The organism is Nocardioides sp., from assembly GCF_051876515.1.
Taxonomy (GTDB): Bacteria; Actinomycetota; Actinomycetes; order Propionibacteriales; family Nocardioidaceae; genus Nocardioides.
In genome coordinates, this window is the sequence record NZ_JBJEHY010000063.1 from 1 (window position 1) to 15,565 (window position 15,565).

General features: G+C 70.6%; 13 protein-coding genes. 9 read left to right on the forward strand and 4 right to left on the reverse strand.

Annotated elements, in window-relative coordinates:
* Positions 1-34 precede the first annotated feature (34 nt).
* From ACI379_RS04035 to ACI379_RS04060, 6 genes are all read left to right on the forward strand, one after another.
* Complete coding sequence (locus ACI379_RS04035; protein ID WP_439790778.1) at positions 35-967, forward strand: glycosyltransferase family 2 protein; 933 nt, start codon at positions 35-37, stop codon at positions 965-967.
* A 35-nt stretch (positions 968-1,002) separates the two neighbouring features.
* Positions 1,003-2,178, forward strand: coding sequence for a UDP-galactopyranose mutase (gene glf, locus ACI379_RS04040; protein ID WP_439790779.1), 1,176 nt, complete (start codon positions 1,003-1,005; stop codon positions 2,176-2,178).
* A complete protein-coding gene (locus ACI379_RS04045; protein ID WP_439790780.1) occupies positions 2,175-4,232 on the forward strand; it encodes a glycosyltransferase in 2,058 nt (685 codons plus the stop codon). Before glf ends, ACI379_RS04045 begins: the two co-directional genes overlap by 4 nt.
* The gene (locus ACI379_RS04050; RefSeq protein ID WP_439790782.1) at positions 4,229-5,113 is read left to right on the forward strand and encodes an ABC transporter permease; all 885 of its coding nucleotides are present in this window, start codon (positions 4,229-4,231) and stop codon (positions 5,111-5,113) included. Before ACI379_RS04045 ends, ACI379_RS04050 begins: the two co-directional genes overlap by 4 nt.
* A complete protein-coding gene (locus tag ACI379_RS04055) occupies positions 5,113-5,886 on the forward strand; it encodes an ABC transporter ATP-binding protein (RefSeq protein ID WP_439790783.1) in 774 nt (257 codons plus the stop codon). The genes ACI379_RS04050 and ACI379_RS04055 overlap by 1 nt, the downstream gene beginning before the upstream one ends.
* A 299-nt stretch (positions 5,887-6,185) precedes the next feature.
* On the forward strand, positions 6,186-8,894 hold the full coding sequence (locus ACI379_RS04060) for an FG-GAP-like repeat-containing protein (protein ID WP_439790784.1): 2,709 nt from the start codon (positions 6,186-6,188) through the stop codon (positions 8,892-8,894).
* 12 nt (positions 8,895-8,906) lie between these two features.
* Here ACI379_RS04060 and ACI379_RS04065 read toward each other — a convergent pair whose 3' ends face one another.
* The gene (locus ACI379_RS04065) at positions 8,907-9,653 is read right to left on the reverse strand and encodes a TIGR03089 family protein (protein WP_439790785.1); all 747 of its coding nucleotides are present in this window, start codon (positions 9,651-9,653) and stop codon (positions 8,907-8,909) included.
* A 67-nt stretch (positions 9,654-9,720) separates the two neighbouring features.
* Here ACI379_RS04065 and ACI379_RS04070 point away from each other — a divergent pair, with 67 nt between their 5' ends.
* Positions 9,721-10,806 carry a mannose-1-phosphate guanylyltransferase gene (locus tag ACI379_RS04070; RefSeq protein ID WP_439790786.1) on the forward strand — a complete coding sequence of 362 codons (1,086 nt, stop codon included), beginning with the start codon at positions 9,721-9,723 and terminating at the stop codon, positions 10,804-10,806.
* 20 nt (positions 10,807-10,826) lie between these two features.
* On the opposite strand, the gene ACI379_RS04075 is transcribed toward ACI379_RS04070, so the two are convergent.
* The 3 genes from ACI379_RS04075 to cofD are packed head-to-tail and all read right to left on the reverse strand — an operon-like array spanning position 10,827 to position 13,631.
* Complete coding sequence (locus ACI379_RS04075; RefSeq protein WP_439790787.1) at positions 10,827-11,561, reverse strand: DUF3105 domain-containing protein; 735 nt, start codon at positions 11,559-11,561, stop codon at positions 10,827-10,829.
* A gap of 55 nt (positions 11,562-11,616) precedes the next feature.
* On the reverse strand, positions 11,617-12,633 hold the full coding sequence (gene cofE / locus ACI379_RS04080) for a coenzyme F420-0:L-glutamate ligase (RefSeq protein ID WP_439790788.1): 1,017 nt from the start codon (positions 12,631-12,633) through the stop codon (positions 11,617-11,619).
* On the reverse strand, positions 12,630-13,631 hold the full coding sequence (gene cofD / locus ACI379_RS04085; protein WP_439790789.1) for a 2-phospho-L-lactate transferase: 1,002 nt from the start codon (positions 13,629-13,631) through the stop codon (positions 12,630-12,632). Before cofD ends, cofE begins: the two co-directional genes overlap by 4 nt.
* A gap of 266 nt (positions 13,632-13,897) precedes the next feature.
* Between cofD and ACI379_RS04090 the strand changes: the two genes are divergently transcribed.
* Positions 13,898-14,155 (forward strand): WhiB family transcriptional regulator, encoded by a 258-nt coding sequence (locus ACI379_RS04090; RefSeq protein WP_439790790.1) that lies wholly within the window; start codon positions 13,898-13,900, stop codon positions 14,153-14,155.
* Positions 14,156-14,238: 83 nt separating this feature from the next.
* Positions 14,239-15,565, forward strand: a 1,327-nt coding sequence (locus ACI379_RS04095; protein ID WP_439790791.1) for a glycosyltransferase family 2 protein, incomplete at its 3' end; no start/stop codon positions are given.

Genomic DNA, 15,565 nt, shown 5'->3' on the forward strand with positions numbered 1-15,565 from the left:
GGGGCGACTTCACCGGACACCGGAGGTTCCTGGCATGAACGGCGGACCGGCGCGCACCGAGACGGTGGCCGTGGTGGTGGTGACGTACAACCGCTCCGAGCTGCTGACCCGGATGCTGGACGGGCTCGCCGCCCAGACGCACCGCCCCGACGCGGTGCTCGTGGTCGACAACGCCTCCACCGACGACACGGCCGCCGTCCTCGCCGCCCGCGCCGGCGCCGGCGACCTCCCGCTGACGGTCATCACCTCGCCGGAGAACCTCGGCGGGGCCGGCGGGTTCCACGCCGGCACCAGCCGGGCGTACGAGCTCGGGTTCGACCGGATCTGGCTGATCGACGACGACGTGGTCCCCGCGCCGGACTGCCTGGCGGTGCTGATGGCCGCCGACGAGGACTGCCTCATGGTGGTGCGCGAGGACCTCGACGGCGTCCTGGTGGAGAAGTCCGCGGTCCGCTTCGACCTGTCCAACCCGCTGGCCGTGCGCCCCAAGACCGCCTCGGTCGACTCCACGTACGCGACCCGCGCCGAGATGCCCGAGCGGGTCGCGGTGGAGAACGTCGCCTTCGAGGGGTTCATGGTGCGCCGCGGGGTCATCGACGAGATCGGCCTGCCCGACCCGAGCTTCTTCATCTTCTACGACGACGTCGACTTCGCGATCCGGGCCCGCAACGCCGGGCGCACGATCTGGGCCCTTCGCGACGCCCGTCTGGTGCGCCAGCTCGACTTCAACCAGCAGCACGACCTGTCCGGTTGGAAGGGCTTCTACATGTACCGCAACCTGTTCGTGGTGCACCTGCGCTACGGCACCAACCCGCTGGTACGCCTCAAGCCGCTGCTGATCACCCTGGCCGTCGTCCTGCTCAGCCCCGTGCGCGGCGGGCTGGGGGAGGCCCGCAACGTGATCCGCGCCATGACCTCGGCGTGGGGCATGCGCCGCATTCCCGCTTCTGCCACCCGCGCTGGCTAGACTCGTCGCCGCCTCTACACACAGGAGTTCATCCCTTGTCGAACCCCGACATCGTCATCGTCGGTTCCGGCCTGTTCGGACTGACCATTGCTGAGCGTTGCGCTGCCGACCTCGGACTCAAGGTGCTGGTGCTCGAGCGCCGCAGCCACATCGGTGGCAACGCCTACAGCGAGTTCGACGAGGAGACCGGGATCGAGGTGCACAAGTACGGCACCCACCTGTTCCACACCTCCAACGAGCGCGTCTGGGAGTACGTGAACCGCTTCACCGGGTTCACCAACTACCAGCACCGCGTCTTCGCGAAGTACCAGGGGCAGGTCTACTCCTTCCCGATGAACCTGGGGCTGATCAACCAGTTCTTCGGCAAGAGCTTCTCGCCCGACGAGGCCCGCGCGCTCATCGCGGAGCAGGCGTCGGAGTTCGAGACCTCCGAGGCCAAGAACCTCGAGGAGAAGGCGATCAGCCTGATCGGCCGCCCGCTGTACGAGGCGTTCGTGAAGGGCTACACGGGCAAGCAGTGGCAGACCGACCCCAAGGAGCTGAGCCCGGACATCATCACCCGGCTCCCCGTGCGGTACACGTTCGACAACCGCTACTTCAACGACACCTACGAGGGTCTGCCGGTCGACGGCTACACCGCGTGGCTGGAGCGGATGGTCGACCACGAGAACATCGAGGTCCGCCTCGACACCGACTTCTTCTCCGTCATCGACGAGTTCAAGGGCAAGGTCCCGATCGTCTACACCGGCCCGGTCGACGAGTACTTCGGCAACGCCGAGGGACGCCTGTCGTGGCGCACCATCGACCTGGAGCGCGAGACCCTCGACGTCGACGACTTCCAGGGCACCGGCGTGGTCAACGCCAACGACCCCGAGTTGCCGTACACCCGGGTGCTGGAGTTCAAGCACCTGCACCCCGAGCGCAAGCACCTGGCCGGCAAGACGGTCGTCGTGCACGAGTACAGCCGCTTCGCCGAGGAGGGCGACGAGCCGTACTACCCGATCAACACCGCTGACGACCGGGCCAAGCTGCTCAAGTACCGCGAGCTGGCCAAGGCCGAGCCGATGGTGCTGTTCGGTGGACGTCTGGGCACGTACAAGTACCTCGACATGCACATGGCGATCGGTTCGGCGCTGTCCATGTTCGACAACAAGATCCGGCCGCACTTCGCCGAGGGCGCGCCCTTCAAGAGCGGAGGCGTGGACGAATGAGCACCACCCAGATCCAGCCCGGCACCGAGGCTGGGACCGCGACCGTGACCCGCCTGCTGCAGCGGCAGATCCTGCCCGTCGGCCGCGACACCGACGTGGTCCGGCTGTACGTCGACCCGGACCCGGCCCAGCTGGACGCCGACAAGTTCGACATCGGCCACACGCGGGCGGCCCAGGAGGCCAACGCGGTCGCGACCCGGATCCAGAACGCCACCAAGGGCATCTCCGCGATCCACCCCGACCAGATCGTCTCGCGCACCGGCTTCCGGGTCGAGGCCGGCGACACGGTCTCGTTCGGCACCTACTTCAACGCGTTCCCGGCCTCGTACTGGCGGCGCCACACCGTCGTCGACCAGGTCCGCCTCACGGTGCGCCTGTCCGGCGAGGGCGGCGGCGTGATCGTCTACCGCTCGATGGCCAACGGTCGCTCCCAGCGGGTCGACTCCGGCACGGTGGAGGGCGCCTCGAGCGAGTTCTCCTTCGACCTGCCGCTCAAGCCCTTCGTGGACGGCGGCTGGTACTGGTACGACGTCGTCTCTGCGGAGAGCGACGTCGTCGTCGAGAGCGCCGAGTGGACCGCCGAGGTGGCCGAGGAGCACGCGCGCCAGGGCACCGTGACCATCGGCATCACCACGATGAACCGGCAGGACTTCTGCGCCAAGCTGCTCGGCCAGATCGGCGACGCCGAGGCGCTCCAGGGCGTGGTCGACGAGGTCGTCGTCATGGAGCAGGGCAAGGACAAGGTCGTCGACTCCGAGTTCTTCCCCGCCGCCAGCGCGTCGCTGGGCGACCGCCTGCGCATCATCGAGCAGGGCAACATCGGTGGCTCCGGCGGTTTCGCCCGGGCCCAGTACGAGGCGCTCAAGGCCGCCCGCTCCGACTACGTGCTGATGCTCGACGACGACGTCGAGTGCGAGACCGAGGGCATCCTGCGTGCCGCCGTCTTCGGCGACCTGTGCCGCACGCCGACGATCGTCGGTGGCCACATGTTCAGCATCTACGAGAAGACGCAGCTGCACAGCTTCGGCGAGACCGTCGAGCCGTACTCCTTCTGGTGGGGCTCGGCCCCCGGCGTCCCGAACGGCTGGGACTTCGGCGAGCGCAACCTCCGCTCCACCCGGTGGCTGCACGCCCGCGTGGACGTGGACTACAACGGCTGGTTCATGTGCCTGATCCCGCTGAGCGTCCTGGAGGAGATCGGGCTCTCGCTGCCGGTCTTCATCAAGTGGGACGACTCGGAGTTCGGCCTGCGCGCCAAGAAGGCCGGTTTCCCGACCGTCTCCCTGCCCGGCGCAGCCGTGTGGCACGTGCCGTGGACCGACAAGAACGACGCGCTGGACTGGCAGTCGTACTTCCACGTCCGCAACCGCATGATCGCGGCGCTCCTGCACTCCGACTACCCGCGCGGTGGTCGCATCCTGCGGGAGAGCTTCAACCACCAGGTCAAGCACCTCGTCTCCATGCAGTACTCCACCGTGGCCCTGCGCCACAAGGCGCTGCAGGACGTCCTGTCCGGCCCGCACGTGCTGCACGGGATCCTGGGGTCGACCCTGCCCGAGCTGAAGCAGATGGTGGCCGGCAGCGACGACGCCACGATCATCGCCGACCCCGCGGACCTCCCGTCGGTGAAGCGTCACAAGCTGCCGCGCAAGGGTCGCCAGGCCACGCCGGTCATCTCCGGTCGCCAGGAGAGCCTGCAGGCCCTGCTGCAGCCGCTGCGCCAGGTGCGCCGTCCGCGGGAGGCCTCGCAGACCAACCCCGAGGTCGAGATCAAGGCGATGGACGCGCGCTGGCACCTCATCGGCCGGTACGACTCCGCGCTCGTCTCGATGCCCGACGGTACGGGGGCCGCGTTCTACCGGCGTGACCCCGCGCGCTTCCGCGAGCTGCTCAAGGAGACCGTCGAGGTGCACCGCCGGCTCCTGGCCGAGTGGGACGACCTGGTCGAGCAGTACCGTACGGCGCTGCCCGAGATCACCTCGCCCGAGACCTGGGCCAAGACGTTCGAGCCGTGGATGTCGAGCGAGGCGGAAGAATCGCCGGAGACTCGATGACGGACCGGTCCACCACCCTCCCGCCCCTGGGACCTCCCGCGGCCAACGCTGGCCTGCGGGAGGTGTTCCGGCGGCGTTACCTGCTCGGGATGATCGTGCACAACACGATGCAGTCCCGGTACCAGGGCACGTTCCTGGGGTGGACGTGGAGCTACCTGCAGCCGCTGGTGCGGTTCGCGATGTTCTACTTCGTCTTCCAGGTCGCCATCAACCGCGGCGGCGACGAGACGCCGAACTTCGCGATCCACATGGCGGCCGGGATGGTCGTGGTGCACTTCTTCACCGAGACCTTCAACGGCGGCACCCAGTCGCTGGTGCGCAACCGCAGCCTGATCTCCAAGCTGGCCGTGCCCAAGGAGCTGTTCCCGGTGGCGCGCCTGCTGCTGGCGGCGTGGCACTCGGGGCCGATGCTGGTGATCGTGATCGTCGCGGCCGTGCTGACGGGGTGGATCCCTGACCTGGTCGGTCTGGGCGCCTTCCTGCTCGGCACCGCGCTGATCGCGTCGCTGGGTCTGGCGCTGGCACTGCTGTTCAGCGTCGCCAACGTGTACTTCCGTGACTTCGGCAAGGTGGTGCAGACGCTGACGCAGTTCGTCACCTTCAGCGTGCCGATGATCTACCCGTACACGATGGTGGCGAAGCGCTTCGGAGAGATCGGCTCGCACATCTACCTGCTCAACCCGGTCGCCGAGGCCGTGCTGCTGTTCCAGCGGGCGTTCTGGGTCGGCACGACTGACGACCCGCAGGCCACCGCGGATCACCACCTGCCGCACGACCTGTTCGAACGCGGCCTGATCATGCTGGCCGTCGTGCTGGTGCTCGTGTGGCTGGCCCAGGTCGCCTTCACCCGCCTGGAGCGCGGCGTGGCGGAGCGGCTCTGATGACGAACTTCATCGAGGCGCACGGCGTCACCAAGACCTTCACGATGCAGTACCACCGCTCGTTGAAGCAGATCGCGCTCGCCAAGGCGCGCGGCCTCAAGACCCACGACACCTTCAACGCGGTGGACGACGTGTCGTTCACGGTGGAGGAGGGCGAGGCGATCGGCCTGATGGGGCTCAACGGCTCCGGCAAGTCGACGCTGCTCAAGATGGTCAGCGGCGTGATGCGGCCCGACGAGGGGACCATGCTCACCCGTGGTCGCATCGCGGGTCTGATCGCGACGGGGGCGGGGTTCGACAAGCAGCTCACGGGGCGTCAGAACCTCCTGCTCAACGCCGCGATCCTCGGCATGAGCAAGGCCGAGACGGCGCGCAAGTACGACGAGATCGTGGAGTTCGCCGACCTCGGCAAGTTCCTGGAGACGCCGGTGGCGTACTACTCCTCGGGCATGAAGGCGCGTCTGGGCTTCTCCGTGGCCATCCACGTCGAGTCGGACATCTTCATCGCCGACGAGGCCCTGGCGGTCGGTGACCGGCCGTTCAAGCGCAAGTGCAAGGCCAAGCTCAAGGAGATCCGCGAGTCGGGTACGACGATCTTCTACGTCTCCCACGCGCCGGGCGCCGTACGCTCCCTGTGCACCCGCGTGCTGGTGCTCGACAAGGGCCGGCTGGCCTTTGACGGGGGAGTGGAGGAAGGCATCCGCTTCCTCAAGTACGACGACTCCGACAACGACGAGCAGGGCGACGACGACGGCCTCGGCGCCGACATCTGATCACCATCGCGGCACGGGCCGCGACACCGCGCGGGCGGGGGCGTACCAACGCCTCCGCCCGTTCGCGTACCCGCCTGCGGCGGAAGGGACGGCGAGGGGCAGCAACACGCCGCAGACCCCTGAAATGCGCCCCGACGCCGCCCGAAACGGGCAGGATTTCTGAGAAATACCTCACCCTCCCGGCGTGGCAAGTAGAAATTACACCGTTGTAGTTACTCAGAAACCCTTGCGGTAACCAGTGTGACTGGTGTGAAACTTGCTTCTCGTGTGACCTTCCCCCACACAGGAGCAGACTCTTCATGCACTTTCTCAAGCCCGCCCAGGCGCGCCTTGTCACCCTCTGCCAGCAGCTGCTGGTGGTGGCTGTCGTGGCCGCGCTCCTGGCCCCCGCCAGCGGCGTCCTGACCCTCGACGTGGTTCGCGAGCACCCCACGGCCGGCGCCAGCGCCGCCCTGGTCTCCGCGACCGTGCCCACCGACGACGTCGAGGCCGAGGTGACCGAGGTCCCCCTGACCGCCGCCGCCGACGCGGGCGAGGGCGAGGGGACCACCCTGGGCCGCCGCGCCGCCGGCCTGACCGCCGCCCCGGCCACCGAGGTCGTCAGCGACCCCGAGCCGGTCGAGGGCTTCGGCGCGGTGGGCATCACCTGGGAGGCGGGCCAGGAGTACTCCGAGGACGCGATCGCGCTCAAGGTGCGCACCCGCACCGGCGACGAGTGGAGCGACTGGACCGAGCTGGAGTACCACGACGAGCACGCCCCCGACCCGACCAGCTCCGAGGCGGCCACCGCACGCCCCGGCACCGAGCCGGTCTTCGTGGGCGACGTCGACGACGTGCAGGTCAGCGTCGAGACCACCGACGAGACGCTGCCGAGCGACCTGTCGCTGGCCCTGGTCGAGCCGGGCGTGGCCGACGACGTCGAGACCGAGACACCGGCGTACGAGGGCGAGACGCCCACCGCCGTCGAGGGGAGCGACGAGGGCGCCGCGGAGGCGACCGACGGCATCGTCCTGCAGGCCAAGAAGACCACTCCGGCCAAGCCGACCATCTTCTCGCGCGCCCAGTGGGGCGCCGACGAGTCGATCCGCAACAAGAAGTCGCTGACCTACGGCACCATCAGCGGCGGCTTCGTGCACCACACCGTCAACGCCAACGACTACACCGAGGCGCAGGTGCCGGGGATCATCCGCAGCATCTACGCCTACCACGTGAAGTCCCGCGGCTGGAGCGACATCGGCTACAACTTCCTGGTCGACCGGTTCGGCCGGATCTGGGAGGGCCGCTACGGCGGCGTGGACAAGGCCGTCGTGGGCGCGCACACGCTCAACTACAACCAGTACTCGTTCGCGATGTCGGCGATCGGCAACTACGAGACCGCCCAGCCGAGCGACGTCATGCTGAAGGCGTACGGCCAGCTCTTCGCCTGGAAGCTCTCCCTGCACGGCGTGGACCCCGCCTCGACGCGGCAGAAGATCGGCAGCAAGTACTTCCAGGCGATCAACGGCCACCGCGACGCCGGCTCCACCGCGTGCCCGGGCAAGTACCTCTACGCCAAGCTCCCCACGATCCGGAAGTACGCCTCCGAGGGCACCACGACCGGTCCGACCCCGGTGAAGGTGGGCACGGGCAAGCTGAGCAGCAACCTCGCCGGCAGCGCCTACCCGGACCTGATCGTGCGCAGCAGCGCCACCAAGCGCGCGTACGTCATCCCCACCGAGGGCCTCACCTCCTTCGGCACCCGCAAGGTCGCCCACGCCAGCGCCGGTGCGGGGGTCAGCGACTTCTTCATGAGCCCCGACCTCACCGGCGACGGCATCGTTGACGGCGTCTCGGTGGACTCCGCGGGGGTGGCCACGATCCGCGCCGGCAGCGCGTCCGGGACGCTCGGCGACGTCACCAAGTCCGTCAGCCAGACCTCCGGGCACACCCAGCTCGCCGCGGCCGGCGACCTGAACGGAGACGGACGCAACGACCTGGTGGGACGCAAGGGCAAGCAGCTCGTCGTCTTCCTGCAGACCGCCAAGCGCCGGTACAAGATCGTCGCCGGGCCCACCGGTCTCTCGTCGGCGACCCGCATCGTCGGCCCGGGCGACCTGACCGGTGACGGCCTCGCGGACCTGCTGGTGCGCACCACCTCCGGCTCGCTGGTGCTGTACCCGGGCAACGGCAAGGGCGGCTTCTCGACCAGCCGTACCGTGACCGGCAACTGGACCCAGTACTCCGACCTGGCCGGCGGTGGGGACTACACCGGCGACGGTCGAAATGACCTTGTCGCGAAGAACACCGCGGGCCAGATCTGGGTGCTCCCGGGCAACGGCGACGGTACGTTCGCGACCCCGCTCGGCCCCACCGCGACCGCGCGCTACATCCGTACGCTGAGCGCCGCGGGCAACGTCACCGGCACCTCGGCGCCCGACATCGTCGGCCTGCGTGGCAACAAGGTCGTCACCATGGTCAACCGCGGCACCCGCGAGCTGGGCACCCCGATCGACACCGGGATCAGCGTCAAGGGCATGAACCTGCTGCTCAACGTCGGTGACCTCAACCGTGACGGCAAGGGCGACTTCCTCGTCCGCGGCGCCGGTGGGCGGCTGCGGCTGTACGCAGGCAAGGGCACGGGCAAGTTCACCGACGGCGGCATCGTCGCTGAGGGCCTCAAGGCCGTCACGAACCTGCGCGCCGTCGGCGACGTCACCAGCGACGGCATCCCCGACCTGATGGGAACCGACGCCGCCGGGGCCACCACCCTGTGGGCCGGGACCAGCCAGGGGAAGTTCGCGGCACCGGTCGCGGTGCAGGGACGCGTCCCCGTCGCCGGGGGCCTGCCCAGCGACACCTCACGCTTCGACACCGTCCTGGCCATCCAGGACCTGCGTCTGGGCAGCCTGTACGACCACGTGGCCCGGGACCGTGCGACCGGTGACCTCTACCTGTTCAACGGCACGACCGGCGCCGCGGCGCCGGCCAGGCCCCTGGGCAACCTGAAGGGGTACGACCGCCTCGGGTGAGGCAGGGCCACCTCAGGCCCGGTGCGTGACCCGCTCGTCGTCCGCGACGCGCTCCACACGCCCGGGGTCCGGGTGGCGCAGCAGGACCAGCGAACCGCCGTGCACGAGCGGTTCGGTGAAGACGACCACTCCCGGTGGGGAAGCCGGACTGGTCGTCGACAGCAGGCGGCCGCCGTCGGTGAGAAGAGTCCCGACCGCGGCCGCCTGCATCAGTTCCGCCTGGGAGAGCGCCTCGCCCGTGGGGGAGGCGCCGGCGTGCACGGCCACGTCGTCGTCGCCCGGCACGTCCCACGCGACGAACGCGTCGGGCTGGGACCAGATCTCCACCCCGACGTCGTGGACGCCGGGCGGTACCGCCTCGGTGAACCGCTGCCCCAGGGGCGAGAGGCTGCACGCGAAGACCTCGTCCACGCCGGCGTCGGCCCACGCCGCGAGGGTGTCGGGGCCACAGACCACCGCGGACGGCACCGAGCCGTCCGCACCGTCGGGCCCGCCGAAGGAGACCACCGCCCCCAGGGTCCACGCGGCACCCAGGAAGACCGTCGCCATCCAGTGGGTGGGCAGGTCGATGCGCAGCTCGTCGCCGCGCTCGAGGTCGCCCTCCTCGGCCAGCAGCGAGGCGGCCTTCGCCACCCAGTTGGCGTACGTGGTCAGGGACAGCTCGGTGCGCTCACCGGTGGCGTGGTCGTAGAAGGTCACGAAGGGGCGCGAGGGGTCGCGGCGCAGCTGCGCGGAGAGCGTCTCGGAGAAGGTCGGCACCGGGCCAGCCTAGACATGCCCGTGGGGGCCGTGACCCGCCCGGTACGGCGTGCCCTAGCCTCGCGTCATGAGCACTCTGGAGCACTTCTGGGCCGTCGTCCCCGCCGGTGGCGCTGGGACGCGCCTCTGGCCGCTGTCGCGGTCGACGTCGCCCAAGTTCCTGCACGACCTCACCGGCAGCGGACGCACCCTCATCCAGGCCACCGTCGACCGGCTGGCGCCGCTGGCCGAGGACCGGTTCCTGGTCGTCACCGGTGCTGCCCACCGCGACGCCGTCCTCGCGCAGCTGCCCGAGGTCGACCCCGGCTCCGTCGTTGCCGAGCCGTCCGCCCGTGACTCGATGGCCGCCATCGGCCTCGCCGCGGCGCTCCTCGAGCGGCGCGACCCCGACGCCGTGATGGGTTCCTTCGCCGCCGACCACGTGATCGCGGACCCCGGGGCGTTCCGCTCCGTGGTGGCCGACGCCGTCGCGGTGGCCCGCGAGGGGTGGCTCACCACCATCGGCATCACCCCGACCCACCCCGCCACCGGGTTCGGCTACATCGCCCCCGGCGAACCGCTGGGCGTGGGTGGTGGCCTGCGGGTCGCGGAGTTCGTGGAGAAGCCCGCCGCCGAGGTCGCCGCCGGCTACGTGGCGCGCGGGTACCAGTGGAACGCGGGCATGTTCGTCGTACGCCCCGGCGTCCTGCTCGACCTGCTGGGCGAGGGCGACCCCGCGTTCGCCGCCGACCTGCGGCGCATCGCGGCCGACCCGTCCCTGCTGGACGAGCTGTGGCCGGGTCTGCCCAAGATCGCGCTCGACCACGCGGTGGCCGAGCCGGCCGCGGCGGCTGGGCGCGTGGCCGTCGTCCCCGGTGGCTTCGGTTGGGACGACGTGGGCGACTTCGCCAGCCTGCACACCATCCTGCGGGCTGGTGGGGACGGGGGCGAGGAGGGCGTCACCGTGCTGGGCGACGCCTCCGTGGTGCGCTCGGTGGACAGCGCCGGCCTGGTGGTGCCCACCGGCGACCGGCTCGTGGCCGTGCTGGGGCTGCCCGACGTGGTGGTGGTGGAGACGCCGGACGCGGTCCTCGTGACCACCCGCGCGCACGCCCAGGACGTGAAATCGATCGTGGCCGCCCTCAAGGAGGACGGCCACGACGAGCTGGTCTGAGCCCGAGGGCCCGGCTGCGGTCAGACCGAGTCGGGCTCGGGGGAGTCCATGTACGGGTAGTCGAGCATGAACTTCTCCAGGGCCGCGCCGCTGGGGGCGGAGCAGTACTGCCACACGCCCTCCTGCTTGCCCGACGCCTCGAGGCCGCGGCCGGCCGACCAGTGCGTGAAGGCGATGTGCTGGCCCTTGGGGAAGGCGTCGCCGTCCTTGCTGGTCCACGGCACGATCTTGGCCTTGTTGCGGTAGTCCGTCTCGTCGTCGAACTTCGCGGCCAGACCCCGCAGGTCGTCCATCATCTCGGAGTCCTTGGCGGCGGTCTCGTCGTACCACACGAGCGTGAAGCCGTGCTCGAGGTTGTGGACGAGCTCGCCCAGCTCGGGCCGGTCACCCTCGGAGTAGAACTGGCGCTCCATGGTGTCCCAGATGCCCCAGTGCTTGCCGAACGCCGGCGGGCTGTCGGGGTACGTCATCGGGGTGCCCTCGTCGACGTGGTCCTGCTCGCCCTCGGCGTCCTTCTTGGTGACCTCGCCGCAGACCTCGGCGTCGGAGCCGATGTCGGCCAGTGCCGTGGCCTGGAACTTGCGCCGGTCGACGGCGTCCGAGATCGGCTTCCACGCGACCGCCCCGATGAGGCCGACGGCGATCAGGCCGGCGACGGCCACGATCATCATGCCCTGGCGCTTCTCAGCGCCCTTCTGCTGCTTGCGGATCGAGTCGATGACCGCTTGGCGGTCGTTCTTTGCCTGCTTGGCCACGGGTCAGTCTTCCGGGTCGTCGGTACGTCGTCGGCAGAGTCTACGGACCCAACCCTCAGAGTCGAGGGCTGATCCGCCAGACAGTCGTCGGCGAGCCGGTCGTGGTCTCGGTCGTCGGACCTGCCTCGCCGCGCCAGCCGTGGGCGAAGAGCACCGCGTGCACGGCCCCGGGGGCGGCGGTCGCGGGGAGTTCCACCGACCGCTGGGCGCCGGCGTCGTCGGTCGGCGTCACGTCCCCGAACGCCTCGCCCAGCGCCAGGCCGAGCTCGTCGAACGGCACCGGCTCCCCGAACGGGGCCAGGTCGCCGTCCTCGCCACGCACCGCGGCGATCACCGCCTGGCGGGCGCCGTACCCGAAGAGGTCGCTGCCCTCCTCGCGGACCAGCGCAGCCGCGCCCGGGCCCTCCTCGCCGCGCGGCAGCACGAGGTCGGCGCGACCGCGGAGCAGGGCGAAGGGGCGCGCGGTGAGCTTGCCCTGGCTCAGCTCCGCCGCCCCGGCGATCTGGTCCACCACCGCGGTCAGGGTCACCGCGAGCGGGTTCCCGTACGCGTCGGTGCGGCCGTTGAAGTCCTCCGCGACCCGCACGCCGGCGGCGCCGATCGCGATGTCGGTCTGGCCGTGGCGCCAGGCGCGGCCGGAGGTGTCGGTCACGACCACGCCCACCGTGCGACCGGTGAGGGTGTGCAGGCGTTCACGCAGGGTTCGCGCGGAGGCATCCGGGTCGAGGGGCAGCAGCACGATGGAGCCGCTCTCGACGTTCGAGGCGTCGACGCCGGCGGCGGCCATGGTGAGCCCCAGCCGGTTGCGCACGATGGTGGTGCGCCCGCGCCGGGCCACCACGCGCACGGTCTCCTCGGCGATCGCGGCGTCGCGGTCGCCGCGGCGGACCCGGCCCTCGGCCTTGCTGACGACCTTGCTGGTCACCACCACGACGTCGCCGTCCCGCAGCTCCTCGCCCGCGCTGGTGAGCAGGGCGAGGAACGCGGCGGCGAGGTCGTCGCCGGGGTGCACCTCGCCGAGTCCGGCCGGTGCGAGGACCTCGATCCGGGGGCGCTCGGTCGGGGTGCTCACGGCTGGCGCACCAGGTCGACGGCGGCCGCGGCCATCGCGGCGGTGGCGTCGAGGTCGGTCATCATCAGCGGGACCGCGCGGCACGCGATGCCCGCCTCGGTGACAGCCGCGACGTGGTGGGCGTCGCGCTCGTCGACCAGCCAGCCGTCCAGGATCCCGCCGTCGGCGCGGTGCCCGTAGTGGCGGGCGAGCGCGGCGGCGGTCACCTCGACCCCGATGGAGGTGAGCATCTGGTGCGCCATCCCGTGCACGTGGGTGTCGCCCACGATGGGGGAGAGGCCGACGACCGGGGCGCTGGTGGAGCGCACGGCCTCGCGGATGCCCGGCACGCCGAGGATGGTGCCCACGGAGACGACGGGGTTGGAGGGCGGCACCACGACCAGGTCGGCCTCGGTCACCGCCTCGAGTACGCCCGGCGCCGGGGTGGCGGCGTCGAGGCCGACGACGACCACGGTCTCGGCGGGCACCGAGGCGCGCATCCGGACCCAGTACTCCTGGAAGTGCACGACGCGTCGCCCGCTCGGCTCGTTCTCGTCGGCGACCGCGACGTGGGTCTCGACCCGGTCGTCGGTCATCGGCAGCAGCCGCACGCCGGGCTGCCAGCGCCGGCAGAGGGCCTCGGTCACGGCGGAGAGCGGGTAGCCGGCCTCGATCATCTGCGTGCGGACCAGGTGGGTGGCCACGTCGCGGTCGCCCAGACCGAACCACGTGGGCTCCACGCCGTACGCCTCGAGCTCGGCCTTGACGCTCCACGTCTCCTCGCGACGTCCCCACCCGCGCTCGGGGTCGATGCCGTCCCCGAGCGTGTACATCACGGTGTCCAGGTCCGGGCAGACCTTGAGGCCGTGCAGCCAGATGTCGTCGGCGGTGTTGGCCACCACGGTGACCTCGGCGTCGCGCGCGACCGGTCCCAGGGCACCGGTGGAGATGCCGTGGAGCAGGCCGGAGATGAAGCGGGCACCGCCCACGCCACCGGAGAGAACCGTGATCTTTCGCATGGCCACACCATGCCGGATCGGGGTCCCCGCACGGGAGCCGGGGACCGCAATGGCCCACTTGGGTGGTGTGGGATGGTCACAGTGGGTCGGGGGTGTCCGCCAAGGGTCTCCACGCTCAGCACATACCAGAACCGGGCTTGACTTCTCCGGTACGACAGGCATGTAATTCCCACAGTGTTCTTTTCTCTGCTGACGGTGCTGACCACGCTGGCGGTGGGGGGAGACCGGGGAAAACACACAAGACAGGGTCGAAAGGGCGTGACGCAATGAGGACAGAGCTCTTCCTCCTCGAGCAGGACGCCGAGGACATGGGTTGGCAGGACCGCGCACTCTGCGCGCAGACGGACCCCGAGGCGTTCTTCCCTGAGAAGGGCGGATCCACCCGGGAGGCCAAGAAGGTCTGCCTGACCTGTGACGTACGCACCGACTGCCTCGAGTACGCACTGATGAACGACGAGCGCTTCGGGATCTGGGGCGGCCTCTCCGAGCGGGAGCGTCGCAAGGTCAAGAAGCAGGCCGTCTGATCCGGGCCCACCGTCGCGGTGGGCACCCTCGGCAACCAGCACCACCGCTCCGGTGACGTGGGGCGGCTCGTTACAGTGCTCGGGTGATCGTCACCGCCATTCTCGTCTCGCACGACGGGGCGCGATGGTTGCCCGCGGTACTGGACGGGCTGCTGGGTCAGACCCGGCCCGTGGATCGCGTCGTCGCGATCGACACCACGAGTCGTGACGGCAGCGACGAGCTGCTCCGTCAGCGCCTCGGGGACTCCGTCGTCCACGTCCTGCCGGGCGACACGAGCTACCCCGACGCCGTCGACCACGCCCTGGACCTCGCTCCGGGCGTGGAGGACGAGTGGGTCTGGCTGCTCCACGACGACTCCAATCCGGCGCCGGACGCCCTCGAGCAGCTGGTGTACGCCACCGAGGAGTTCCCCGAGGCCGACGTGATCGGCCCCAAGCTGCGCGAGTGGCCGTCGCTGCGCCGGCTCCTCGAGGTCGGCCTCACCGTCTCGGGCACCGGCCACCGCGAGACCGGCCTGGAGCGTGGCGAGTACGACCAGGGCCAGCACGACGAGATCCGTACGGTGCTCGCGGTCAACACCGCCGGCATGCTGGTGCGCCGCCGGGTCCTGCACGAGCTGGGCGGTTTCGACCCGTCGCTGCCGATCTTCGGCAACGACGTCGACTTCGGGTGGCGGGCCGCGCAGGCTGGCCACTCCACCATCGTGGTCCCGACCGCCGTCGTCTTCCACGCCGAGGCCGCGCACCGCGGCACCCGGCGTACACCGCTCACCGGACGCCACACCCACTACCAGGAGCGCCGCGCCGCGCTGCTGACCGTCCTGGCCAACGTGCCCCGCCGCGCGCTGGCGTGGCAGTACGTCCGCCTCTTCCTCGGCTCGCTGCTCCGTGCGGTCGGCTTCCTCGTGGTGCGCTCCGTCGGGGAGGCCCTCGACGAGGTCGCCGCGGTCCTCAGCGTCCACGGCAGGCCCGGCCAGATCCGTGCGGCGCGGCGGTTCCGCTCGCAGCGCAGGTCCGGCGAGCCGGTCGACGTCAGCGGGCTGCTCGCGCCGTGGTGGCTGCCGTACCGCCACGGCCTGGACTTCCTCACCGACCTGTTCTCCGCGCTGACCAGCCAGGCCGCCGACGTCGCCGAGCGCAGGCGCGCGGCCAAGGCCGGTCCGGTCGCTCCCGTACGCTCCGCGGCACGCACCGAGGAGGAAGAGGAGGACGAGTACCTCACCGACAGCGGTGTGGTCGTCCGCTTCCTGACCAACCCCGTCGCCGTGGTGATGACGCTGGTGGTCATCGCCTGCCTCGTCGCCGCCCGCGAGGCGCTCGGCGCCGTCGTCGGCGGCGCCCTGTCCCCGGTCCCCGAGGCCGCCGCCGACTGGTGGCGCCTGCACCTGGAGTCGTGGCACCCGCTCGGCA